The following is a 21482-nucleotide window of genomic DNA, read 5'->3' on the forward strand; positions in this document are numbered from 1 at the left end:
GAAGCTGTCTTTTCCTAAATTAAAGGAGCTTAATACCATGTCCAAAACACAAAGAATGACCTCCATTGCCATTCTGGCTTCATGCAGCATGCTATTGTATTATTTTAAAATTCCACTTCCATTTTTCCCGCCATTTCTTACTCTCGACCTAAGTGATATTCCAGCGCTGATTGGCGCAATTACAATGGGGCCTTTGGCAGGGATTTTGGTTCAGCTTGTAAAGAACATTGTGGAGTATGTGCTGCATGGCAGCTATGTAGGTTTTCCGGTAGGTCAATTTGCCAATTTTATATCCGGATCTCTAATTGCAGGATTGATTGGATTGTTTTATTTCTACCGTAAAAAACTGGACTGGACGAGCTATGGCATCTCCATTCTTATTTTTTTAGCGGCGATGTACGCAGTTAACTACTATTTTATTCTGCCGTCCATTATGAATCTTCTCGGTTTAAATGCTGTAGAGTATACAGCATCTTTTTCCCAGTTCAATCCAATGGTAAAAGATATGAGGACGGCAGTGCTGTTCGTCATCCTGCCCTATAACCTCATAAAAATCTCAATGGTCTACTTGATTGGCATTCCGTTTACTTTCAAGCTTGTTCGGATTCTGCAAAAAAGGAGCTTTGCAATATGATGCAATCAAGAATACCGATGATCGCAGGAGGATCACTCTTTGCTATTGTTCTTACGTTTTATCATTATTTCGTGATGTCTTTCGCTGCATCCTTGGCTGGTACGGCGGTCATGACCGGTTTGCTGTTTGTCTTCCTTTTTAGAAAAAAGTCAGTACCTGCCAAAGAAGCGGAAGAACCGGTGGCGGAAACTCCGTTTGTGGGTTCACTAGAGGAATTAAGGCACCTGGAAGCTCATGGGGGACATCTTCAATTGATGAACTCTCAGGTGAGTGCGTCTTCAGAACAGGTGGGTACACAGCTTATGGAGATGGTCCAGGATATTAATTCCCAAAAAGAGATTATCCAAGTATTCGGTGACCGCTTAGGTAAAATTAACGGGATGATTCAAAATTTGGATTCAATTATTGAAGTAACCTCTCATACAGCAGCGGATGTCACCGTTTTATCAAAAAGCGGAATACAAAAAGCTGCAGCTTTCAGCCAGGTTTTCTCAAGGATTGTGACAATTTCGGATGAATTCGCAGCCTATAATCAGTCGCTTGTTGTAAAAATGAGAGAAGTAACCAAAGCATTAAGTTCTATTGATTATATAGCCAATCAAACGAACCTTCTTGCACTGAATGCAGCGATTGAAGCGGCAAGAGCAGGGAAACATGGAGCCGGATTCGGGATTGTGGCCGATGAAATCCGCAAACTTTCGGCTCAGGTAAAGGAAAGTGCGATTGCCATTGAATTGATCGTAGAAGATGTGCACAAAAGCATCCTGTCACAGGAAACGGCCTTTGATTTGAATCAGGAGATTCTTCAAGAAGGAAGAGAAAAAGGCCATGAAATGGACGGGATATTTAAAGAAGTCATGACGGCTGTTGATCATTTGGCGGAGCAGTCAAATGAAGTGCAAAGAGACTCAGCCGAAGTGGAAATGGAGAATCAGCTTCTAATCGACCGGATGAATGAGATTCTGGAACTGACTGAAAAGTTAAGCATGAGGACTGAGGGATCTGCTGAGATTACAATGGAGCAGCAATCCCATTTAATGGAACTGGAGATGACGGCCTCTACCATCAAGGAGCACATTCAGGCAATCCAGGAGAAGTTAAAAGAACAAACCGGTGTCCATGAAAATGTGGCCTGGATCCGTCCTGCCGTTATAAGAGAAAGGGATGAGCTAGAGGAGGCAAAATAAAAAGGACTCCTCAGTTTGAGAAGTCCTGAAGTATTTATTTTTCACCAGCAATCAAGTCTTTACCCCGGGCGCTTTTTGGCTATTGAAAAGATTTTGTTTTTCCGTCTGCAAGGCCTTCCTTGACCAGCTTGACCCGCAGAAATCACACGCCTTCCAATCCAGCCAACAGGGCGCTTTAAGAGAGCATAAATAAAAAAGCCAGGGAATCCCCTGGCTTAGCCAATAGCTTGAAGTCCTGCCTGGTTTAGAAAGTTCCAAGGCTTGTTATAGTGAGGCTGGAAGAAGAAGTCGACGAAGCCGAGTTCATCAATCGTCATCTCATTTTGAATGCAGACAGAGAGAGTGTTGACGGCTTGGGTTACATCAGTTTCTGACATTACTTGAGCGCCGACGATGCGGTTCGTTTCTTCCTCATAAACTACTTTCAACATGATTTCATTGTATTCAGGCATGAATTCAGGCTTGTCGTTTTCTTTGATTGTGATGGATTTCACATTCATATTTAAATGAGAGGCCGCGGTTTCGGTTACACCTGTGGAGGCGATGTTCAGGTCATAAATTTTAATCCCTGATGTACCTTGTGTTCCCATATAGCGGACCGTCGGCTTCATAATATTTTTCGCAACAAGAGTGCCCATCCGGACTGCGTTGGTTGCAAGCGGAATGTAAGCTGGCTGTTTTGTCGGGTTGTAGCGGATTGCACAGCTGTCGCCTGCAGCAAAGATGCTTTCATCACTCGTTCTCATATATTCATCCACAATAATTGCCCCGTTAGAAAGCATGTTAACTTCGCCTTTTAAAAGACCAGTATTCGGCTTGAAGCCGATGCAGAGGATGACAAGGTCTGCTTCGTACTCACCTTTGGATGTAATGACTTTCGAAACGCTGCCGTCAGTACCTTCGAAACGCGTTACGGTTTGTCCGAGGGCAAGAGTTATATCTTTAGCAGCAAGCGTACTCTCAATCTGATTCGTATATTCAGGATCCAGGTACTTGTTTAAAATCCGTTCTTCTCCATCAATCAGCGTCACATTTTTCCCATAATGCTCAAACGCCTCTACAAGTTCGATTCCGATGTAGCCTGCACCGACAACTGTAATGTTTTTGGCATTCTTTGATTTCTCAATGATTGTTTTAGCATGGGAGTAATTTTTGCAAAGCTGAATGTTATTTAGCTGAATGCCTTCCAGCGGAGGAACGACTGGCCATGAACCGGTTGTGATAACTAGTTTATCGTAAGAATCCTTAAAGGATTCACCTGTCTTCATATCGGTTACTGTGATTTCTTTTCCGTGACGATCGATATTGGTCACTTCGTGTTTTAATTTCATATGGATGCCCTGATCGGCTAGCTGTTCTGGTGAAGAGTAGAATAAGCTCTCCGCTTTTTCTACAACTCCGCCTACATATAGCGCTATTCCGCAGGAAAGGAAGGACACATTATCATTTTTCTCGTAAACGGTAATCTCTGCTTCAGGGTATTGTTTTTTCATATTTGAAACGGCTGCAGTACCAGCGTGTGTACATCCAATAACAATAACTTTCATTAGAAAAGACCTCCTAATATGTTTTGTGAAGCAATTCACAAGTATATGTGAATTGCTTCACATGACTTACCTTCAGTATACTCCGCTTAATTGAAAATGCAACATATTGTGAAGTATTTCACAAAAAAGACAAATTAAAATTTTCAAAGTGGATTCGGCAAGAATGAGCTGGAAGGACTTGATAATAAAAAGAGGCCGTCTCATCCCGGCCTCATTTGCTATTTCAATTTAATTTGAACAGGCTTGCTTTCCTGCATATGAATCGTCTTTGGCTTCGAATTTTGAGCAGTTGCTCTTTTTACTGAACTTGTAACGTTCTGAATAACCTCGCCAACATCATGCACAGATTCAATCAGAGGATCCACCGCTTTGACCTTCCCTTTTACATCAACTGAAATTTGATTAGCGGTGTGAATCAGTTCCTCCGCTTCCTCCGTCAGACCGTTCACAGCACTCCTGGCATCCGATAACGTTTTCTTGGTCTCAGCGAGAGTAACCATCACCTTGCGCAGCGTCATAATCAGGAAAACAACGAGAATCGTAAAGGCCACCGCAGCAATAGCCGCACTCCATTCAAGCATCCGGACCAGCTCCCTTCGTATACTCTCATTCTATGAGCGTAGTCGTAAGGACATTCCATTTCCGGGTATTGGAATATTTAGAGTATGATAGAGTGGTTAAAGAATAGAAAAGAGGAGCGGATTCCGTGCTTTCATCATTAAACGCGATCAACCAGCTTAAATCAGGGAATACTCTGCTGCTTCGGGAGCACAAGTGGCTGAAATTCCTAACCCTGACGAAAGAGAAAAATGTGAATCTTGAACAAATTGACTCGCTTGAGCATATGACAGAAAACCCTGTACTGGAGTATGTGGAAAGAACGCTCATCACGCTTGATGGCTTGCATCTTCCGGAATACCAAAAACAAGCAGTGGAAGAAGTCCTCATCTGGAGTGAAACAGCTAAATGCGGCCTTCCCCACCAAAGGCGTGAATGGCTGAAAAAGGGCTATCAGCTTGCCATACACAATATTGGATCTGCGCAAATTTATGCTTCCGAAATGGAAAAGCTGCCGGAATCAAAACGGGATCGTGAACGGGAAGAACTAATATACCTCCTCATCCTGACTCACGGATTAGCGGGACAATACATAAGAGGAGAAGTTCGATATGCTTCACTCCTCCCTCTAACACATGTAATCAAGAATGATTTGTTCTCTATTTTATATGCCTTAAACCAATGCATCATCGAAGGGGTGTCTCCCGGCATATGGAAATCTGTTGAAGAGGAAATGAAAGAAGTGATCACTTGGATCTGCGCAGGTGAAACGAGCAGGGAGCAGAACCTTTATGAGAGGATAAAAAGACTTAGAACCAATGCAGCCATTTTCGGAGAGGACTTTGCAGCAGTCTATAAAGAATTTGTGAAGGAAATTCCTCTAGCTGAACCCCGGCTGGACGCTTTTTTTCAAACGATCGACATGTGGTATGTGGAAGCCGCGCTGTATGATTTCAGTTTTGAGGAATTTATCAAGATATTCTTGCTAACAGAGAAGCAGGCGCAGGATTCTGCTCTTAGTCAGATTTCCTTTGAACCAATGATGAAGGAACTGTATTACGACTATAAAGGAAGAAAGACTGTTAATGTATACAAAAAAAGAATTATAGAATCCTATCTTGATGAATATTCGATCGAAGAGCTTCTGAATGGAAAGCAGCCGGAGAATGAACATGTCCAGCTAATTTCCGCAGCTTTGAACGAGCATGAGGAGATGGCGGGCATTTATTTCTCCTTTTCAGCCGCAGCCGAAAAGCTGATCGAGTTTTGCCAGGAGGCTGAAAAATCTCCGCTCTATGACCGGGCAATCGTGCTTTTATACGATTTGTTCAATTTCAGGAAAGATGGATATGATAGACTGAATAACGAACAAACGTATTTAAGCGATATGAACAGTTCGCAGGATTTCAAGAAAAAAATTGCCGATTACGCAATAGGAGAAACAATGATTGATATTGGTCCGGGAGGCGGGGTGATGCTCGATCTGTTAACCCAGTACCATCCAGAGGCTAAAATAATTGGAATTGATATTGCTGTAAATGTAGTAGAAGAGCTGAAAAGGAAAAAGCAAAGAGAGCAGGCCGCATGGGAAGTCATGCAAGGGGATGCATTGGAGCTCGAGCATTATGTGGGAAAAGAAGGTGCAGACACAATTGTTTTCTCCTCCATCCTGCATGAAATGTTTTCCTACATTCCTTACGAAGGTAAAAAGTTTAATCATCTCGTCATCGCTCAAGCGTTGAAAAGCTCCTTGAAAGCCCTTCGGCCAAAAGGGAGAATCATTATCCGGGACGGCATCATGACTGAACCTGCGGAACAAAAAAGAATCATTCGGTTTAAAGATTCGAAGGGCCTTTCTTTTTTCAAAAGGTATGTACAGGATTTTGAGGGGAGAGCGATTGAATATACATTAGCTGGAGAGGATGCCGTTCTCCTGAATGTAAACGATGCGATGGAATTCCTCTACACGTATACATGGGGAGAAGAAGCCTATCCGCATGAAATTCAGGAGCAATTTGGCTACTTTACACCCACGTTATTTAAAGAGTTTATAAAGACTGCTCTCGGAAGTGAAGCCGAAATTCTGCTCTTCGAACATTATCTGCAGGAAGGCTATGAAGAGCATTTGCTGAAGAAAATAGAGCTAACGGATGAAAACGGTATTCCTGTCAGGCTTCCAGACAGCACCTGCTTTATCGTTATTGAAAAAAAATAAGCTGGAAAAGGGTGGGCAGTTGACATCCTTTTTTCATCGTGTTAATTTGTATATACAAACGTAATGGTTGTATATACAAATAAGGGAGCGGAATCAATGAATAAAACGATGATCATTGTAGGGGCTGGCGAAGGAATCAGCATGGCAGCCGCAAAAAAATTTGGGAAAGAGGGATACTCTGTAGCCCTTATTGCCCGGCGTAAAGAGGCGCTAGACCAATATGTATCCGAACTTGCTGAAGATGGAGTAGAAGCAAAAGGGTTCCAGGGGGATGCTTCTAATGAGAACAGTTTATCAGCAGCAATTTCCGCTGCTATCGAAATGTTTGGCAGCATCCATGTGCTGCTCTATAATGCAGCCGCGGGAACGCCCGGAAAGCCGACAAGCTTAGCAGCCAGCGATTTGATTCGCGACTTCAGCGTGAGTGTTGGCGGTGCATTAACCAGTGTGAAGGCTGTACTTCCTGCCATGGAGAAAACAGGCGGGGGATCGATCCTATTAACAGGAGGAGGACTTGCTCTTTATCCTTATGCGGATTATTCCTCGTTGGCAATAGGGAAAGCGGGCATCCGGAATTTAGCCTATAGCCTGAGCCAGGAACTTGAACCAAAAGGAATATATGTTGGAACGCTGACCATAAAAGGATTCGTACAAGAGGGAACAAGCTTTTCCTCTGAAAAAATCGCAGAAAGATACTTTCAGATGCATGCCGAAAAAAAGGAACTTGAGGCTGTTTTTGAAGGGGAATAATCAGAGAAGCCGCCTCAGCGATTGCCGGGCGGCTTTTTTTAATAACTTTTAGATTCATGCATTGGTGTGACAGCGGCTTTCCGTCTGCTCATTATGTGTACTTTTATAAGCATAGGAATACCAAGCGCTGTCATCACCGCAAGAGCCCCAAAAAGAAGAATCGGCTGCGTCGTTCCGAAGGAGTCAAGCAGAATGCCCCCTGCAAATGGGCCAATAACACTCCCGATCCCCGTGAAGCCCATGGCGCCGAAATACGAGCCCTTCAATCCCGGTTTGGCAAGCTGATCCACAAACATATCCGTCATGCAGAACATCAATACTTCCCCAACCGTGAACAAAACCACGATTCCCAGAATCCCGAATAAACTGTCCGTCAGACTAAAAGTCAGCAGGCTGATTGAAACAAGCAGATTTCCAGCCAAAATCGAAAGAATAGGGCTGTACTTTTTCCCAAACTGAATGAGCGGATACTGAAACACGATGACAACAATTGCGTTTAACGTTAGCATCAAGGAGAAAAATTGGGCTCCATTCTCGATTTTCGGCGACATCGCAAAGAACTGAGGCAGCGTCGAACTAAATTGGGAATAACCTGCAACAGACAATACAATTCCAACCAGTCCCAGCAGAAAAACGGTATCCTTTCTCAGCACGCCGAATGCTTCCCTCACCGTTACAATAGGTTTCGCAGTGGAAGGTGTTCCAATTTTATGTACGGATAGCATATAAACAAGCGACAATCCATACAGCAGACTGGCTCCCGCTGCATAATAAAACGCAGAAAGGGAGGTAGAAGAACCAAGCTGAAGGCCGATAATCGGCCCGAACACGACACCGACATTGATCGCTGTATAGCGGAGATTGAAAAGAACCAGCCGGTTTTTCTCCTCTGTCACGTCCGAGAGAATCGCCCTGGATGTAGGCTCAAATACGGCCCGGCAAAGTCCGTTCAGCATATTCATCACAAAAAACATCCATACAGCAGAGGACTGGGCAAACCCGATAAAAACGAGACTCCAAGCGAAAATAGATACAAGCAGAACCGGCTTTTGTCCAAAACGATCAGATAAATACCCTCCATAAAAACTCGCTGCAATCCCCACAAGAGAACTCGCTGCAATAATCGCCCCTGTTACAGAAGCAGAAACCCCCATTTCACTAGTCAGGTAAATGGCCAGAAAAGGAATGCTCATCGAAGTGGCCATTCGGCTGAACAAAGTTCCGATAATGATATTCCAGGCAATAGGATGAACCATACGCAATGTATTCATGTAAAAAACTTCCTTTCCATTCTCTGATCCTATTTTATCCCAGGTCATCGCTTCCGTCATCCATCGTTGGATGGAGAGTTTGGTTTGTCACATTTGTAGAGGAGCAAGCAGATAGACTAGTAAACCGATAAGAGAGTGAGTTTGTGGGTGGAGAAATGAGTTATCAGACAAACGGGGGCAGAATGAGTTCGTCAGACAAAATCGTCAGACAAACCATCCCCCACCCCACCCCTCCCATGCCTTAAACAAACGTTTAATTAACACCCCGCCCAAACAGCATGTTTGAAATAGATTCACGTTTTTGAAACAATATGGACAAGATAAGAACAGCTGAAAGGAGAGATGCAAGATGAAAGTAATCATAGCAGGTGCAAACGGTCAGATTGGAAAGCAGGTAGTGGAGCTGCTTCAAAGCGGCGGGGAGCATACTCCGATTGCAATGGTGAGGAAGCAGGAGCAGGCGGATGCTTTTGCTGAGAAGGGGATTGAAACGGTGCTGGCTGATTTGGAGGGAACGGTTTCCGATCTTGAAAATGCGGTGAAGGGCAGCGATGCGATTGTATTCACCGCCGGTTCCGGTGGAAGTACGGGTTCAGATAAAACGCTTCTCATTGATTTGGATGGGGCAGGAAAGCTGATTGAAGCCGCAAAACAGACTGGCGTTCAGCGGTTTGTGATGGTGAGTGCGCTTCAGGCTCATAACCGGGAAAACTGGAATGAGCAGCTGCTTCCGTATTATGCAGCGAAGCACTATGCGGATAAGGAGCTTGAACGGAGCGGTTTGGATTATACGATTGTCCGTCCGGGCGGATTGCTGAATGAGCCGGGGACGGGAAAGGTTTCAGCAGCAGAAAATCTCGAGCGCGGTTCGATTCCTAGAGAGGATGTGGCGAGGGTGATTGCGGCATCGCTTGCAGAGAATCACACGTTTAAGAAGTCCTTTGATTTAATCAGCGGGGACACATCAATAGATGAAGCCATTCGCTCGATTTAAAAGGAGAGCCAGGGAGCAGCCGCTTCCTGGTATTTTTTGTTTGCTTTCGTCGTGAGCGGGTATAGTTGTACTAAGCAAATGAGACCTTCAAAAATGGCTTGGGAGGTGTGAACTGTGGCTCAGGACGTGTTATGTGATGTGGGCAACTGTGTCTATAATGAAAAAGGCAGAAAGTGCGGCGCTGCACAAATCTACGTAGTCAGTCATAAGGGATCGAAAGCCGAAACCAGTCATGAAACAGATTGCCAAACATTTAAGCCTGAAAAATAACGACAATTAGAAGGACAGCCTTTTTTAGGGGCTGTCTTTTTTTTGAAGGCTATGTTAAAGCAAGGTGTTGATTTTACACACCTGTTGATTGGAGTGGAAGGCTTGAGACTCCTGCGGGAGCAGCGGGACAGGTGAGACCCCGCAGGCGCTAAGCGGCGAGGAGGCTCAAGCAGCCCGCCCCGCGGAAAGCGAAAGCCTGCAACGGAAATCAACAGCCAAGTTTAACAGAGCTTTTTTGAAAAGGTTTCCGCCGAGCGGAAGCCTTTATTGCGTTTTTAAATGAATTCATAAAAATGAGCATTCAGGTAAATCTAACAAAAACAGGCAGAAATGAAAGGAATGGGAACACTTGAAAAACACGCTTGAAGCCATTGAACAGTTTTTTAGCGAATATCTTACGTCCCCTCATAAGATTCCTTCTGTTGAACCGGATGATGAGGGATTCCGCGCATTGGTCGAAATCATTGAAGAAAAAGAGTATATGAGAAAGTATGCGCGGGATGAGATGGTGGGAGTGTACGATGTGAAATTAAACAGCCAAAACGAGGTCATCTCGTATTCGCGAAAATACTTGAAGCACCGTGGAGAGACGGGCCAATGGGATTGACTTCTGATGCAGGACTGTACGTTTTTTGCATTGCCGCAAGGCCGGACTGTGAAGTGGACAGGAGAATTTATTTTGAGGGAATGGACCGTGAATTGCTGATTATCCCGTATAAGGATCTGTTCCTGGCAGCCGCGCAGGTTCCGTTGCTGTTAAGACCATCGAAAGAAAATCTGCTTCTGCATCAAAAGGTCATCACATCCTTTATGGATGGCAGCGAGGCTGTCTTTCCGTTCAGCTTCGGGCACATTGTACATTCTTTGAAAGAGGCAGAAGGTCTGCTTAAGCGTCTTTATCCCGAGCTTCAGGGGATTCTACCATCCCTTAAAGGAAGAGTAGAGGTCGGTCTGAAGGTGATTGGGAAAAAAGATTGGCTGGCGCAGGAATTGGATAAAAAAGTGAAGCCTGCTAAAAGCACGCTTTATAAAGACCGGATTAAACAGGGAGAGCTTGCTGAACGTTTTTTTCTTTCTTTAAGAAAGCAATTTAACGAGAGCATTCATCAAAAGCTTCATGACGCTGCGGATGATTCCAGGCAGAATGACATTTTGACAGAAACGATGCTGCTGAACGGATCGTATCTCATTAGAAGAGAGCAGGAGGATTCATTTGATGAACTTGTTTCAGAGCTGTACGAAACATTCAAGGACCAGGCTGATTTTGTTTATACGGGACCATGGCCGCCTTATAACTTCATTAATATTCATTTGAGAGCAGAGAAGAGCTCATGATGCCTGTCCTGTTATTGCCGCTGAAGCTGTTCCTGCTAGCTGCTGAAAAAGTAAAGGAAGAAGCAGATAAGCAACTGTATGACGTTGGTATTATTCAGAAAAACCTGCTGATGCTTGAGCTCAGGCATGAAAAAAATGAAATTCATGAAGATGAGTACAGGCGGCAATATGAAGAATGGATCAGAAGATATGAATGCGCAAAAGACATGGAAAGACGACAGTGGAGCAAGCTGCTGGATGATGAGTCTGTGTAAGGGAGGTAAGGGGCGTGCTGTCTGAACAAACGAGTTCAATAGTCGATGTACTGGAAAGAATTCTTGATAAAGGCGTCGTCATCGCTGGGGATATCCGGATTAACCTGGCGGATGTAGAGCTTTTGACCATAAAAATCCGTCTGATTGTGGCTTCTGTCGATAAAGCGAAGGAAATCGGACTGGATTGGTGGGAAAGAGATCCTTATTTAAGTTCAAAGGCACACCCTATTGAAGAACGGCCAAAAGGAGAGCGTACCGGCCTGCTTGATGCACTTGATTTGAAAAGATTAATTTAAAGGGAGGCAGTCCATATGGATGACGATTCTCGGGAATCCTATAGACGGGATTCCATTCTGGAAACGCTTGTGATTACAGCCAATCGTTACGATTTTGAGCTGGATTTGATTTTAACTGTGGATGGCAAGGCGGTGACCGGGGGTCTTATTTCGGCTTCCGATTACTTAGAGGGATTAGGCCATTTATTTGAGCAGCGTGCCGATGAGCATTCGGCCAAATTGAGTGAGCGTTTTTACGAAGCAAGCAAAGGGGCGGGAGACCATGGGACGGCTGCGTTCATTCATTTGAAAAATGTATACATCGAAGGGGAAAAAGCGGCCGTTTCTGCATTTTGGAGAGGCAGGCTTGATCAGGTAAGCGGATTTGTCATTGGAAAGCCCGTTAGGAGAACACAGTAAAAAATAAGGAGGGGGTAAAGATGATGCTTGAAAAATGCAGGGATGGATCGAGCCTTGTAGAAGTCGTGGATCGCATATTGGATAAAGGAATTGTCATCGATGTATTTGCGCGAATTTCGGTTTTGGGGATTGAATTAATTACAGTGGAGGCAAGGATTGTCGTTTCAAGTATTGAGACGTGGCTGCGCTATGCTGATGCTGTTGATCTGCTGAAAAGTACTGAGGATGTTCATGATCCCAATAATGGACAATCATACCGGGAGCCTAAGGACCTTTTAGACAACTTATTATTCCAAATTTAAAAACGAGAGCCGGAAGCCCTCGTTTTTTTCCTATTCACCGTTTTTAGTTTTTATGCTTTGATCAATGGTGCCTGCTGCGTAATGGTGGCCAATTTGTTCGTGGGTCACTTCAAGACCAGTTGTTGTATGTTCCTTTTCCTTTTCGGCCGGATCGAATGATTTGCCTGCTACCTCTTCTGCCATTTCGGTTAGTTTGGTGCTCAAGCTGAATCTCTCCTTTCGATGTGCATGCATCCTTTTGATGCACCTACTTGTCCATTCCCGATTTCATCTATTCTTACACAGTTTTATTTCTTTGAAGGGACAAGTTGTGTATAATCCGAGTGAAGTGATTAATGGAAGGACGGTGTCAGGATGCTGACAATTACTAGCCACGAAGCGGAACTGCTTGAGGATCCGTTTGGGATATTGCCTGGTGAACGGTATGAATTTTTATTGGATTTGGATGTTCCGGAGGATGATGAGCTTTATTCTGAGAACGGGATCTACTTACGGGTGATTTTCCTGCTGGAGAATGAGCAGGCGCGGATTACTCAATATCAATTTTATGAAAAAGAGACAGAACAGAGCTTTGACTTCGGTTTGGATGAGGAAGAGGAAGCAATGGTTGCCTCTTATTGCCTTGAGCATTTGCCTGAGGAGCAGGAAGAAGAATAAGAAAAGGCTGCCGGACAGCAGCCTTTTTCTTATGCGGTTTTATTCCCGGCTTCCGCGATATGGAACATGAGGTGGGCAAGGTGATGAATGGGACCGTACACTTCCTCGTCGCCTTCTGCTGCCTGCTGTTCTTCACTGAATTCAAGGTCATTTAAGTAAAGAGCTGTAAACTGGTAGAAATCTTTCAATTCAAATCCATAGCATGCAACCGGATCCTCTTCGTTTTCCTCGTACTGCAGAACAAGATAGGATTCGCTGCGGTCTTTATCCTCGGCATCGAAAAATACAAAGTAGCCTACATTTGTATCAAGCTCGAATAAATGGCGGGTCCCGCCTTCCGTTTTGGCTGCAAAATCCTCTTCAGATAGCTTATAGACCGTCATGTCCTCTGTTTCGTCTTCTTTATGAAATGCTACTGTAAAAGTCTCCATTTGTAATCCTCCTCTGAATTATGTACGTGTTTAGTATGACCCTTTTTCGAAAAAAACGTGTTCGGCTTGAAGTGTCTCTCCAATGTTGATCAGCCCGAAGGAGAAGCGGGGCTGCCTTCTTTTATCAGTTGGGGATCCCGGATTAAAAATGAGAAGCCCCTTGTCCTGTTTTTTAACGGGAATATGAGAGTGGCCAAAGATCAGACAGTCTAGATGTTCGTCTTTGAAGGCATTCAGAGCCCGTCTTTCAGTTGAAGCCCCTTTTCCTTCATGGCCGTGGACAACACCGATCTTAAAGCCGTTCATGTCCAGGAGCAGACGGCGGGGGAGAAGGTGTTTAAGTTCCTCATCATCCGCATTTCCGTATACCGCATGAACGGTTCCGAGCCTGCACAATTCCCGGCAGGCGTCAGCGTTTAGAAAATCTCCGGCATGAATGATGGCATCAGCCGTTTGAAGCTCAACTAAAAGGCGGGGCGGAAGAGATTTTGCTCTTTTAGGAATATGGGTATCAGAGAGCACAACAATCTTCACCTTCATCACCGCCTGTTTTGTATGGCTAAAGAATACCACAAATCTCCGGCTGAAAGAAAAAAGCTGACAGGCATTGCTGTCAGCCTAAGGGATTAGCCCAGAGAGTGCATGTTTGTCCATTCCTCTTTGCTCGGTCCGTATACACCCGGTACGTTCAGGCCGGCCTGTCGCATCAATACCGTCATCTGTCCGCGGTGGTGAGCCTGATGCTGGATCAGCGTGCGCAGAACAGCATGAAGAGGTACTTCATCTCCGAAAAATTCACGTGTTTCATTTAACGTTTCATCCGCCCATTGTTCCTGGATCGCTTTAATCATAGAGTCACTTGTATTCTTGTAATCAGATGCAATCTCTGCTGCAGACTCAGGAATGGTTTCTACATGGGGAGGGTGCTGGAAATTCAATCCGGTTTGAGCAAGCATGGTGTGAAGAGCAACCGTGATATGCCACCCTAAGCCGCCAAGATAATTGTATCCCGGTGCAATTTCCTGACTTAGTGATTCGTCTGTCAGCGTCTGAAGGATTTTTTCTGTGGCTTGTGATTCGATTTTCCATTCCTCAATAAATTCTTGTCTGGATGTAAACATGGCTGGTTCCTCCTCTTTCTATCTATGGACTCTGTAACATACATATAGGTTTATTACCCGATTATTGTAAAAACAAGGCCAGTTCGAAAAAAATAATGTTCAGCTGAGATATAATGAAGCAAAAAAGGAGGGGACGGTTTGTTTTTACGAAGCATCCGGCTTAAGCCAATCAGCGGATCTATGCCTAATTATTACCCTTTCACCATACCGGCGATCCGAAATTTAAAAGAACTATCATTTCATAGTGATGTGACCTTTTTCTGCGGAGAAAATGGTTCGGGAAAATCAACCCTGCTTGAAGCGATTGCCTTTCAATGCGGGTTTCATACTGCAGGAGGCAGCCGCCATAACCGCTACGAGGTCCATGCATCGAATTCCGACCTTGGGGAGCATCTTCAGCTTTCATGGCTTCCAAGAGCGCAGGACGGGTTCTTTTTCAGGGCCGAATCCTTTTACCAGTTTGCGAGCCATATTGACGAAACAGATGAGGATGAATATAAAAGCTACGGCGGGAAGTCCCTTCATCAGCAATCGCACGGGGAATCCTTCCTATCGCTGTTTGCAAACCGGCTCAATGGAAAAGCAATCTATCTTCTGGACGAACCGGAGGCAGCGTTATCACCTCAAAGACAGCTCGCTCTGCTCAGAGTGATTTATGATTTGACAAAGGAAGGCGGTGCCCAGTTTATTATCGCGACCCATTCCCCCATTTTGCTTGGGTACCCGGGTGCATCCATCCGGTTATTTGAAGAGGGAGAGATTGTGGAAACAGAATATGAAAATACGGAGCATTACAGTCTGACTAAATATTTCCTGCAGAACAGGGAAAGGCTCTTGGCTGAGCTTTTTAAAGAGGAAGAGTAAAAAACCCAAGAGCCGGGGCTCTTGGGTTTCAGGTTAAAACGTAACATCTTCTCCATTGTAGGCAGCATGGAATAATTTTCGCATCTCATCCTCGGAGGTTTCACGGGGATTCGTTGATGTGCAAGGGTCAGCAATAGCGTTCTTGGCCATTTCATCCACATGCTTCTCAAACAGCTCCTCTGAAATGCCATATTCCTTCAAGGAATTTGGCACATTCATTTCTTTGTTCAACGAGCGTACCCACTCAACAAGAGAATCGGTCAGCTCCTCGCTGTTTCCGCCCTTCAAGCCAAGACGCTTCGCAATAGCAGCAAACCGGTCAGCGGATACGGTGCGGTTAAACTGGATTACATATGGCAAGTAAATGCCGTTTGCACAGCCATGCGGAATTTCAAACGTTGGACCGCTCTTATGGGCCATGCTATGAACGTTTCCGAGCACAGCGTTGGAGAAGGCCATTCCTGCCATCGCCTGTGCGTAATGCACTTGTTCTCTCGATTCTTTGCTGCCTTTATAAGAAGAAACAAGATGATCCTTTAGAATTTCCGCTGCTTCAATTGCAAGGGAATCTGTAAAAACCGTCCTTGGCTTCGCTACGTATGACTCAATACTATGGGTAACGGCATCCATGCCGCTGTATGCAATCAATTTTTGAGGAAGGTCCTCCACCATAACCGGGTCAATAATCGCGATATCCGGTGTCAGCTCAAAGCTTGCGATCGGGTATTTAATGCCAGTTTTCCCGTCTGTTATGACCGATAAATTGGAAATCTCGGAAGCCGTCCCGCTCGTAGTCGGAATGCCGATAAATTTAGCTTTCTTGCGAAGCGGAGGCAGATTGAACAGTTTGATGGTCTCTTCAAACGCAATCTCAGGATATTCATAGAAAATCCACATGGCTTTTGCAGCATCCATAGGGGATCCGCCGCCCACTCCGATAATCCAATCCGGTTCGAAATCACGGAGATGCTGGGCCTGTTCCTGTGCCATTTGGATTGTCGGCTCCTCGGTTATGCCTTCAATTACCTTTGTCTCAATGTCTTTTTCAGAAAGGTAAGATAGAATTTTATCAAGGTGTCCATTTTCTTTAACAGATCCGCCGCCGATGATAATAGCTGCTTTTCTGCCTTCAAGCTCTTTCAGTTTTTCTAACGCATTCTCTCCAAAAAAGATGTCTCTTGGTATAGTAAAGCGATTCATGTGTAAAACTCCTTCTTTAGTGAGTGTCTTTTGGTTATACTAATGCATTACCTTGTTTGTGAGATGCTAAACATATGCATGTGCAGGCAAATGTTTATCCCTCAGGGAAGTTTTGTTCTATAGTATAAGCACAGAAATAAGGAGGAATGTACATGTCTCAAATTACAATCAATGCCATTATGAAAGCGAAATCCGGCAAAGAAGAGCAACTCTTTGGAGAAATGAAAAAAGCGCTGGCTCCTTCAAGAGCGGAGGAAGGCTGCATCAGCTATGATCTTCATCGTTCAAAAGAGGATCCGGGAGTTTTCGTTTTCTATGAAAACTGGAAGGATCAGGCTGCGGTAGATGCCCATATGCAATCCGCCCACTATCAGGCTTACCGCGAGGCAATCGCTGATCTCATTGAAACGAGAGAAGTGCATTTTCTGGAAAAAGTATAATAGTAATCCGCACACCGTTTTCAAACGGTGTGTTTTTTAATGGAAATTAAGCTTTTTATATTGAAAATCAGAGCGTTCGTATTATAATTGAAAATGCTTAAAGTAAACTTTTAGTAATGTAATACAAAACTTCTTCACTTTAAAGTTTACCTATTATAAACAGGAATGAAGGGTAATGTATGCAAATAGGGAAAAAAATAAAAAATCTCCGTCTGAAAAGCGGGCTGACTCAGGAAGAGCTTGGGGAACGAACGGATTTAAGCAAAGGCTACATTTCTCAGCTTGAACGGGATTTAAGCTCCCCATCTATGGAAACCTTTTTCAGTATTTTGGAAGTGCTGGGATGCACCCCGGAAAAGTTTTTTGAATCAGGGGATTCTATTCAAAAGGTTGTGTATTCAGAAGAAGATCAAACAGGGTATAAAGATGAAGAGAAGGGCTATGAGATTCACTGGCTCGTTCCTGAATCCAATGAGAAAGAAATGGAACCGGTCCGTCTTCTCTTCAAGGAAAAAGGGGAATTTAAAGAATTTGAACCCTCTTCATCCGAAACATACGGTTATTGCTTGAACGGCAGGGTGGCTATTCGGATTGGCACCAGATATTACAGTGCAAGTGCCGGGGAATCTATTTATTTTTCCGCTGCGGATACTCACCAGATTACGAATGACTTCGATGGACCATCAGAGATTATCCTCGTCGCTACCAATTCCTACTTATAATCAAACGTTTGTTTAAATATCATTTAGGAGGCTGTTATGAAAAACGAAACCATTATCCGCTTTGAAGGGGTATCCAAGCAATATGATGAAGCTGCGCCAGTACTGGACAGTGTTAGCTTTGAAATTGAGCGGGGCAAATTCTATACCTTGCTTGGACCATCCGGATGCGGAAAAACTACGATTCTCCGTCTTATTGCCGGGTTTACGGAGCCGTCAAACGGAAGCATTTATTTCAATGGAAAAGTAATAAATGATGTACCGGCTAACAAGCGCCAGGTAAACACTGTGTTCCAGGATTATGCATTGTTTCCCCATTTGAACGTCTTTGAAAACGTTGCGTTTGGCCTGCGCATCAAGAAAATGAAAAAAGAGCAGATCGCGGAAAAAGTAAAGAAAGCGCTCCGTTTTGTCAATCTTGAAGGTTACGAAACACGTGAAATCACGGAAATGTCCGGCGGGCAGAAGCAGCGTGTTGCCATTGCGCGTGCCATTGTCAACGAGCCCGAGGTTATTTTGCTGGACGAACCGCTTTCCGCACTTGATTTAAAGCTCCGCACGGAAATGCAGTATGAGCTGAGAGAACTGCAGCGCAGACTCGGGATCACGTTCATATTTGTTACCCATGACCAGGAAGAAGCGCTCGCCATGTCAGATGAGATTTTTGTATTGAATAAAGGCCAAATCCAGCAAAGCGGAACGCCTACAGACATTTATGATGAACCGATTAACCGGTTTGTTGCCGACTTTATCGGAGAGTCAAACATTGTACCCGGGACGATGATTGAAGATTGCATGGTGGAGTTTGCCGGTCAGAGATTCGAGTGCGTGGATAAAGGCTTTCTCCCAAGCGAATCTGTTGAGATCATCGTACGCCCGGAGGATTTGGTCATCGCCAAAAGGGAAAATGGAAAGCTTCAGGTGAAGGTAGATTCCCAGCTTTTCAGAGGCGTTCATTATGAAATCTGCTGCTATGATGAAGCAGGAAATGAGTGGCTCGTCCATTCAACGAAAAAAGCAACGGTTGGAGATGAAATCGGGCTCGACTTTGAACCGGAGGCGATTCACGTCATGAGATTCAACGAAACGGAAGAGGAATTCGATAAGCGTCTTGAATCCTATGCTGGGGAAAGCCATGCAAACTAAATCACGCAATCTGTACCTGATTCCTTACGTACTATGGATGGTGCTCTTCGTAGCTGCACCAATCGTTCTCATATTTTACTATTCGTTATTTGATATTGAAGGAAACCTGACGCTCGCCAACTATGCAAAGTTCTTTACGCCGGTCTATATGCAGATGACCCTGAGCTCATTCTGGTATGCATTCCTTATTACTGCATTTTCATTGCTGATTGCCTACCCGACAGCGTATTTGCTGACAAAAACGAAGCATAAACAGCTCTGGCTGCTGCTGATTATCCTGCCGACCTGGATTAATCTTTTGCTTAAAGCTTACGCGTTCCTTGGAATTTTCGGCACATACGGAACGGCGAACAATCTGCTGGCATGGCTCGGAGCCGGAAGACAGCAGATTCTGTTCACAGACTTTAGTTTTGTCTTTGTATCCGTATATATTTTCATTCCATTTATGATTTTGCCGATTTATAACTCCCTTGAGGAAATGAACCCTTCTTTAATCGATGCAGCGAGGGACCTTGGATCTTCTCAATGGGAGACATTCAAAAAGGTGATCTTTCCGCTTACGATTTCTGGTGTGAAATCAGGCTGTCAGGCCGTTTTCATTCCTGCGCTCTCACTGTTTATGATCACGCGTTTGATTGCCGGGAACCGGGTCATCACACTTGGGACTGCCATTGAGCAGCATTTCCTCGTCACACAGGACTGGGGGATGGGGGCCACGATTGCGGTGTTCCTGATCATCGCCATGGCAATCATTATCTTACTAACCAATAACCGAAGGAGGAGCGCAAGATGAGAAAAAACAGCAAGCTTTCCAATCTTTATTTAGTTCTCGTCTTCGCCATCCTTTACGCACCGATTTTTTATCTGATGTATTATTCCTTTAACAGCGGGGGAACCATGAGGGAGTTTGAAGGGTTTACGCTGGACTGGTATAAGGAGGTTTTTCAGGATACAAGGCTGCTGATTATCGTTCTTAACACCTTGATCATTGCGCTGCTTTCCTCGGCAATTTCCACCATTATAGGGGTCCTGGGTGCATTGGCGATTACGTATGTAAAAAGAAGACGCACGAAAAATACGCTCCTTACACTGAACAATGTACTGATCGTTAGTCCCGATGTCATCATCGGTGCATCCTTCCTGATTCTTTTTACGATGATTGGAATTAAGCTCGGTTTCACCTCGGTGCTGCTCTCGCATATCGCGTTTAGCGTACCGATCGTTGTCATTATGGTCCTGCCTAAGCTTGAGGAAATGAGCTCGTCTCTTGTGGACGCAGCAAGAGACCTTGGAGCAAGCCGAAGGGAAGTTCTCACCAAAGTAGTCCTCCCTTATATCACACCGGGAATCTTTGCCGGCTTCTTTATGGCTCTGACTTACTCGCTTGATGACTTTGCCGTTACTTTCTTTGTAACAGGAAATGGGTTCTCTACTTTATCGGTTGAAATTTACTCTCTGGCACGCCAAGGAATTTCCCTGACGATTAATGCACTGTCCACACTGATTTTCCTTGTGACCATCCTGCTTGTAGTGGGCTATTACTTTATTACACAGCGAAATAACCGCGTGAAAGGGGTGGCAATCCGAAAATGAAACAGCTGCTCAACGCCTTTATCGCGATTGCTGTCATTTCCGTTATTTTATATGTATCCATTAATCAGCTGAACAGCTCCCAAGGCTATTCAAGCGGGAATACACTCACCATCTACAATTGGGGAGATTACGTAGATCCTGAGCTAATTGATCGTTTTGAAAAAGAAACAGGCATCAAAGTCATTTACCAAACCTTCGATTCAAATGAAGCGATGATGACGAAAATCTCTCAAGGGGGAACGACGTTCGATGTAGCAATGCCCTCTGAGTATGCCATCAGCAAGATGAAGGAAGACGGCCTGCTGATTCCGCTTGACCATTCCAAGCTTCCCAATCTGAAAAATATTGATGCAAGATTCATGGATTTATCTTTCGATCCGGGCAATCAATATTCTATCCCCTACTTTTGGGGAACAGTTGGAATTGTATACAACCCTGACATGGTGAAGGGCAAAAAAATCACAAGCTGGAATGACCTATGGGACCCGGAAATGAAAAATAAAATCCTTCTTGCAGATGGAGCGAGGGAAGTGATGGGGATGGGGCTGAACAGCCTCGGCTACTCTCTTAATGATACGAATGAAGCTCACCTTCAGGAGGCAAAAGCGAAGCTGAACACACTCACTCCAAACGTCAAAGCGATCGTAGGAGATGAAATCAAAATGCTTCTTGCCAACGAAGAAGCAGCCGCCGGAGTGGTATGGTCCGGAGACGCCTCCGAAATCATGGGCGAAAACGAAAAGCTCGATTACGTTGTGCCGGAGGAAGGCTCCAACCTGTGGTTTGATAACATGGTCATTCCGAAGACAGCCGCCAACCGGGAAGGGGCCCATCAGTTCATCAACTTTATGCTTGAACCGGACGTAGCCGCTCAAAACGCGGAGTACGTCGGCTACTCCACTCCGAATAAAGAAGCACTCGCTATTTTGCCGGAAGAAATCTCAGGTGACGAACGCTTCTATCCGGACGCTGAAACAACAGAGAAGCTTGAAGTGTACGATAACCTCGGTAAAAAAATGCTCGCTCATTATAATGAATTGTTTTTGGAATTTAAAATGCACAGGAAATAATAAAGAAGCGGCGGTCCTTTGGGGGATCGCCGCTTTTTGGTTTGGAATGGGCAGCGTTTTGAGCGGCGCCTGTCCCCTAGTGAGTGTGTATTGAGAAAAAGTTAGGTGCCAGTCCCCTGCTGCTTCACCGCAATCGGGGACAGAGGGAGGGCACCTCAATCCCTTGCCCCTCAACGGTTTTGAGAGCTGGTGCCGGAGCTTTCATACAGTAGAGAATTCGGGGACAGGC

Annotated in this window: 28 protein-coding genes; 20 read left to right on the forward strand and 8 right to left on the reverse strand. The window is 44.7% G+C overall.

All coding sequences use genetic code 11. The annotated features are described in order from the left end of the window. The first annotated feature begins 4 nt into the window (after positions 1–4). Together J9317_RS01185 and J9317_RS01190 are read left to right on the forward strand one after the other, a co-directional pair. Positions 5–634: an ECF transporter S component gene (locus J9317_RS01185; RefSeq protein ID WP_347880545.1), complete on the forward strand. Its 630-nt coding sequence runs from the start codon at positions 5–7 to the stop codon at positions 632–634. Next, positions 631–1821 (forward strand): methyl-accepting chemotaxis protein, encoded by a 1191-nt coding sequence (locus J9317_RS01190; RefSeq protein ID WP_211555825.1) that lies wholly within the window; start codon positions 631–633, stop codon positions 1819–1821. The genes J9317_RS01185 and J9317_RS01190 overlap by 4 nt, the downstream gene beginning before the upstream one ends. Positions 1822–2036: 215 nt before the next feature. Here J9317_RS01190 and J9317_RS01195 read toward each other — a convergent pair whose 3' ends face one another. Further along, positions 2037–3368 (reverse strand): FAD-dependent oxidoreductase, encoded by a 1332-nt coding sequence (locus J9317_RS01195; protein WP_211555828.1) that lies wholly within the window; start codon positions 3366–3368, stop codon positions 2037–2039. 218 nt (positions 3369–3586) lie between these two features. Next, positions 3587–3949, reverse strand: a complete 363-nt coding sequence (locus tag J9317_RS01200; RefSeq protein WP_211555830.1) for a DUF948 domain-containing protein — start codon at positions 3947–3949, stop codon at positions 3587–3589. A gap of 125 nt (positions 3950–4074) precedes the next feature. On the opposite strand from J9317_RS01200, the gene J9317_RS01205 reads away from it, so the two are divergent. Together J9317_RS01205 and J9317_RS01210 are read left to right on the forward strand one after the other, a co-directional pair. After that, positions 4075–6141 carry a class I SAM-dependent methyltransferase gene (locus J9317_RS01205; RefSeq protein WP_211555832.1) on the forward strand — a complete coding sequence of 689 codons (2067 nt, stop codon included), beginning with the start codon at positions 4075–4077 and terminating at the stop codon, positions 6139–6141. A 96-nt stretch (positions 6142–6237) separates the two neighbouring features. Then, the gene (locus tag J9317_RS01210) at positions 6238–6891 is read left to right on the forward strand and encodes an SDR family NAD(P)-dependent oxidoreductase (RefSeq protein WP_211555834.1); all 654 of its coding nucleotides are present in this window, start codon (positions 6238–6240) and stop codon (positions 6889–6891) included. Between the two features lie 38 nt (positions 6892–6929). Here J9317_RS01210 and J9317_RS01215 read toward each other — a convergent pair whose 3' ends face one another. Further along, positions 6930–8162 carry an MDR family MFS transporter gene (locus tag J9317_RS01215; RefSeq protein WP_211555837.1) on the reverse strand — a complete coding sequence of 411 codons (1233 nt, stop codon included), beginning with the start codon at positions 8160–8162 and terminating at the stop codon, positions 6930–6932. Between the two features lie 349 nt (positions 8163–8511). On the opposite strand from J9317_RS01215, the gene J9317_RS01220 reads away from it, so the two are divergent. The 8 genes from J9317_RS01220 to gvpA all read left to right on the forward strand — a co-directional run bounded on the left by J9317_RS01220 (position 8512) and on the right by gvpA (position 12012). Beyond that, a complete protein-coding gene (locus J9317_RS01220) occupies positions 8512–9156 on the forward strand; it encodes an SDR family oxidoreductase (RefSeq protein WP_211555839.1) in 645 nt (214 codons plus the stop codon). Positions 9157–9270: 114 nt separating this feature from the next. Then, the gene (locus J9317_RS01225; protein ID WP_211555841.1) at positions 9271–9426 is read left to right on the forward strand and encodes a DUF1540 domain-containing protein; all 156 of its coding nucleotides are present in this window, start codon (positions 9271–9273) and stop codon (positions 9424–9426) included. Between the two features lie 349 nt (positions 9427–9775). Further along, entirely contained in the window at positions 9776–10033 is a 258-nt protein-coding gene (gvpO, locus tag J9317_RS01230) for a gas vesicle protein GvpO (protein WP_211555843.1), read from the forward strand. Continuing rightward, positions 10024–10761 carry a GvpL/GvpF family gas vesicle protein gene (locus J9317_RS01235; protein ID WP_211555845.1) on the forward strand — a complete coding sequence of 246 codons (738 nt, stop codon included), beginning with the start codon at positions 10024–10026 and terminating at the stop codon, positions 10759–10761. Before gvpO ends, J9317_RS01235 begins: the two co-directional genes overlap by 10 nt. Next, entirely contained in the window at positions 10758–11015 is a 258-nt protein-coding gene (locus J9317_RS01240; protein ID WP_249291943.1) for a gas vesicle protein GvpG, read from the forward strand. The genes J9317_RS01235 and J9317_RS01240 overlap by 4 nt, the downstream gene beginning before the upstream one ends. Before the next feature lie 14 nt (positions 11016–11029). Next, positions 11030–11311 (forward strand): gas vesicle protein, encoded by a 282-nt coding sequence (locus J9317_RS01245; protein WP_211555847.1) that lies wholly within the window; start codon positions 11030–11032, stop codon positions 11309–11311. Between the two features lie 15 nt (positions 11312–11326). Next, complete coding sequence (gvpU, locus tag J9317_RS01250; RefSeq protein ID WP_211555849.1) at positions 11327–11710, forward strand: gas vesicle accessory protein GvpU; 384 nt, start codon at positions 11327–11329, stop codon at positions 11708–11710. 20 nt (positions 11711–11730) lie between these two features. Next, positions 11731–12012, forward strand: coding sequence for a gas vesicle structural protein GvpA (gene gvpA, locus J9317_RS01255; protein WP_211555852.1), 282 nt, complete (start codon positions 11731–11733; stop codon positions 12010–12012). 30 nt (positions 12013–12042) lie between these two features. Here the strand turns inward: gvpA and J9317_RS01260 are convergent, their stop codons facing one another. Next, positions 12043–12216, reverse strand: coding sequence for a YozQ family protein (locus tag J9317_RS01260; protein ID WP_211555854.1), 174 nt, complete (start codon positions 12214–12216; stop codon positions 12043–12045). Between the two features lie 150 nt (positions 12217–12366). Here J9317_RS01260 and J9317_RS01265 point away from each other — a divergent pair, with 150 nt between their 5' ends. After that, on the forward strand, positions 12367–12669 hold the full coding sequence (locus J9317_RS01265) for a DUF6509 family protein (RefSeq protein ID WP_211555856.1): 303 nt from the start codon (positions 12367–12369) through the stop codon (positions 12667–12669). A gap of 29 nt (positions 12670–12698) precedes the next feature. Here the strand turns inward: J9317_RS01265 and J9317_RS01270 are convergent, their stop codons facing one another. From J9317_RS01270 to J9317_RS01280, 3 genes are all read right to left on the reverse strand, one after another. Further along, a complete protein-coding gene (locus tag J9317_RS01270; protein WP_211555858.1) occupies positions 12699–13100 on the reverse strand; it encodes a cytosolic protein in 402 nt (133 codons plus the stop codon). 30 nt (positions 13101–13130) lie between these two features. Continuing rightward, positions 13131–13640, reverse strand: a complete 510-nt coding sequence (locus tag J9317_RS01275) for a metallophosphoesterase family protein (RefSeq protein ID WP_249291944.1) — start codon at positions 13638–13640, stop codon at positions 13131–13133. A gap of 86 nt (positions 13641–13726) precedes the next feature. After that, positions 13727–14221 (reverse strand): DinB family protein, encoded by a 495-nt coding sequence (locus J9317_RS01280; protein ID WP_211555862.1) that lies wholly within the window; start codon positions 14219–14221, stop codon positions 13727–13729. 138 nt (positions 14222–14359) lie between these two features. Between J9317_RS01280 and J9317_RS01285 the strand changes: the two genes are divergently transcribed. Further along, positions 14360–15085, forward strand: coding sequence for an AAA family ATPase (locus J9317_RS01285; protein ID WP_211555864.1), 726 nt, complete (start codon positions 14360–14362; stop codon positions 15083–15085). 33 nt (positions 15086–15118) lie between these two features. On the opposite strand, the gene J9317_RS01290 is transcribed toward J9317_RS01285, so the two are convergent. Next, positions 15119–16285 carry an iron-containing alcohol dehydrogenase gene (locus J9317_RS01290; RefSeq protein WP_211555865.1) on the reverse strand — a complete coding sequence of 389 codons (1167 nt, stop codon included), beginning with the start codon at positions 16283–16285 and terminating at the stop codon, positions 15119–15121. Between the two features lie 152 nt (positions 16286–16437). Between J9317_RS01290 and J9317_RS01295 the strand changes: the two genes are divergently transcribed. The 6 genes from J9317_RS01295 to J9317_RS01320 all read left to right on the forward strand — a co-directional run bounded on the left by J9317_RS01295 (position 16438) and on the right by J9317_RS01320 (position 21253). Next, positions 16438–16725, forward strand: coding sequence for a putative quinol monooxygenase (locus J9317_RS01295; RefSeq protein WP_211555867.1), 288 nt, complete (start codon positions 16438–16440; stop codon positions 16723–16725). A 179-nt stretch (positions 16726–16904) separates the two neighbouring features. Then, positions 16905–17447 (forward strand): helix-turn-helix domain-containing protein, encoded by a 543-nt coding sequence (locus J9317_RS01300; RefSeq protein WP_211555869.1) that lies wholly within the window; start codon positions 16905–16907, stop codon positions 17445–17447. Between the two features lie 36 nt (positions 17448–17483). Further along, complete coding sequence (locus J9317_RS01305; protein ID WP_211555871.1) at positions 17484–18590, forward strand: ABC transporter ATP-binding protein; 1107 nt, start codon at positions 17484–17486, stop codon at positions 18588–18590. Further along, positions 18580–19383, forward strand: coding sequence for an ABC transporter permease (locus tag J9317_RS01310; RefSeq protein ID WP_211555873.1), 804 nt, complete (start codon positions 18580–18582; stop codon positions 19381–19383). Before J9317_RS01305 ends, J9317_RS01310 begins: the two co-directional genes overlap by 11 nt. After that, on the forward strand, positions 19380–20183 hold the full coding sequence (locus tag J9317_RS01315; protein ID WP_211555875.1) for an ABC transporter permease: 804 nt from the start codon (positions 19380–19382) through the stop codon (positions 20181–20183). The genes J9317_RS01310 and J9317_RS01315 overlap by 4 nt, the downstream gene beginning before the upstream one ends. Then, entirely contained in the window at positions 20180–21253 is a 1074-nt protein-coding gene (locus tag J9317_RS01320) for an ABC transporter substrate-binding protein (protein ID WP_211555877.1), read from the forward strand. The genes J9317_RS01315 and J9317_RS01320 overlap by 4 nt, the downstream gene beginning before the upstream one ends. Positions 21254–21482 lie beyond the last annotated feature (229 nt).

The sequence above is a fragment of the Metabacillus flavus genome, from assembly GCF_018283675.1.
GTDB lineage: Bacteria > Bacillota > Bacilli > Bacillales > Bacillaceae > Metabacillus_B > Metabacillus_B flavus.

What these genes read in the sequence shown, in the direction of transcription:
- J9317_RS01295 (WP_211555867.1), top strand. Translation starts at nt 16,438, where the DNA reads ATGTCTCAAATTACAATCAATGCCATTATGAAAGCGAAATCCGGCAAA.
- J9317_RS01290 (WP_211555865.1), bottom strand. Translation starts at nt 16,285, where the DNA reads ATGAATCGCTTTACTATACCAAGAGACATCTTTTTTGGAGAGAATGCG.
- J9317_RS01305 (WP_211555871.1), top strand. Translation starts at nt 17,484, where the DNA reads ATGAAAAACGAAACCATTATCCGCTTTGAAGGGGTATCCAAGCAATAT.
- J9317_RS01210 (WP_211555834.1), top strand. Translation starts at nt 6,238, where the DNA reads ATGAATAAAACGATGATCATTGTAGGGGCTGGCGAAGGAATCAGCATG.
- J9317_RS01275 (WP_249291944.1), bottom strand. Translation starts at nt 13,640, where the DNA reads ATGAAGGTGAAGATTGTTGTGCTCTCTGATACCCATATTCCTAAAAGA.
- J9317_RS01280 (WP_211555862.1), bottom strand. Translation starts at nt 14,221, where the DNA reads ATGTTTACATCCAGACAAGAATTTATTGAGGAATGGAAAATCGAATCA.
- J9317_RS01315 (WP_211555875.1), top strand. Translation starts at nt 19,380, where the DNA reads ATGAGAAAAAACAGCAAGCTTTCCAATCTTTATTTAGTTCTCGTCTTC.
- gvpA (WP_211555852.1), top strand. Translation starts at nt 11,731, where the DNA reads ATGATGCTTGAAAAATGCAGGGATGGATCGAGCCTTGTAGAAGTCGTG.
- J9317_RS01215 (WP_211555837.1), bottom strand. Translation starts at nt 8,162, where the DNA reads ATGAATACATTGCGTATGGTTCATCCTATTGCCTGGAATATCATTATC.
- J9317_RS01235 (WP_211555845.1), top strand. Translation starts at nt 10,024, where the DNA reads ATGGGATTGACTTCTGATGCAGGACTGTACGTTTTTTGCATTGCCGCA.
- J9317_RS01195 (WP_211555828.1), bottom strand. Translation starts at nt 3,368, where the DNA reads ATGAAAGTTATTGTTATTGGATGTACACACGCTGGTACTGCAGCCGTT.
- J9317_RS01320 (WP_211555877.1), top strand. Translation starts at nt 20,180, where the DNA reads ATGAAACAGCTGCTCAACGCCTTTATCGCGATTGCTGTCATTTCCGTT.
- J9317_RS01310 (WP_211555873.1), top strand. Translation starts at nt 18,580, where the DNA reads ATGCAAACTAAATCACGCAATCTGTACCTGATTCCTTACGTACTATGG.
- J9317_RS01220 (WP_211555839.1), top strand. Translation starts at nt 8,512, where the DNA reads ATGAAAGTAATCATAGCAGGTGCAAACGGTCAGATTGGAAAGCAGGTA.
- J9317_RS01200 (WP_211555830.1), bottom strand. Translation starts at nt 3,949, where the DNA reads ATGCTTGAATGGAGTGCGGCTATTGCTGCGGTGGCCTTTACGATTCTC.
- J9317_RS01270 (WP_211555858.1), bottom strand. Translation starts at nt 13,100, where the DNA reads ATGGAGACTTTTACAGTAGCATTTCATAAAGAAGACGAAACAGAGGAC.
- gvpU (WP_211555849.1), top strand. Translation starts at nt 11,327, where the DNA reads ATGGATGACGATTCTCGGGAATCCTATAGACGGGATTCCATTCTGGAA.
- J9317_RS01300 (WP_211555869.1), top strand. Translation starts at nt 16,905, where the DNA reads ATGCAAATAGGGAAAAAAATAAAAAATCTCCGTCTGAAAAGCGGGCTG.
- J9317_RS01240 (WP_249291943.1), top strand. Translation starts at nt 10,758, where the DNA reads ATGATGCCTGTCCTGTTATTGCCGCTGAAGCTGTTCCTGCTAGCTGCT.
- J9317_RS01265 (WP_211555856.1), top strand. Translation starts at nt 12,367, where the DNA reads ATGCTGACAATTACTAGCCACGAAGCGGAACTGCTTGAGGATCCGTTT.
- J9317_RS01190 (WP_211555825.1), top strand. Translation starts at nt 631, where the DNA reads ATGATGCAATCAAGAATACCGATGATCGCAGGAGGATCACTCTTTGCT.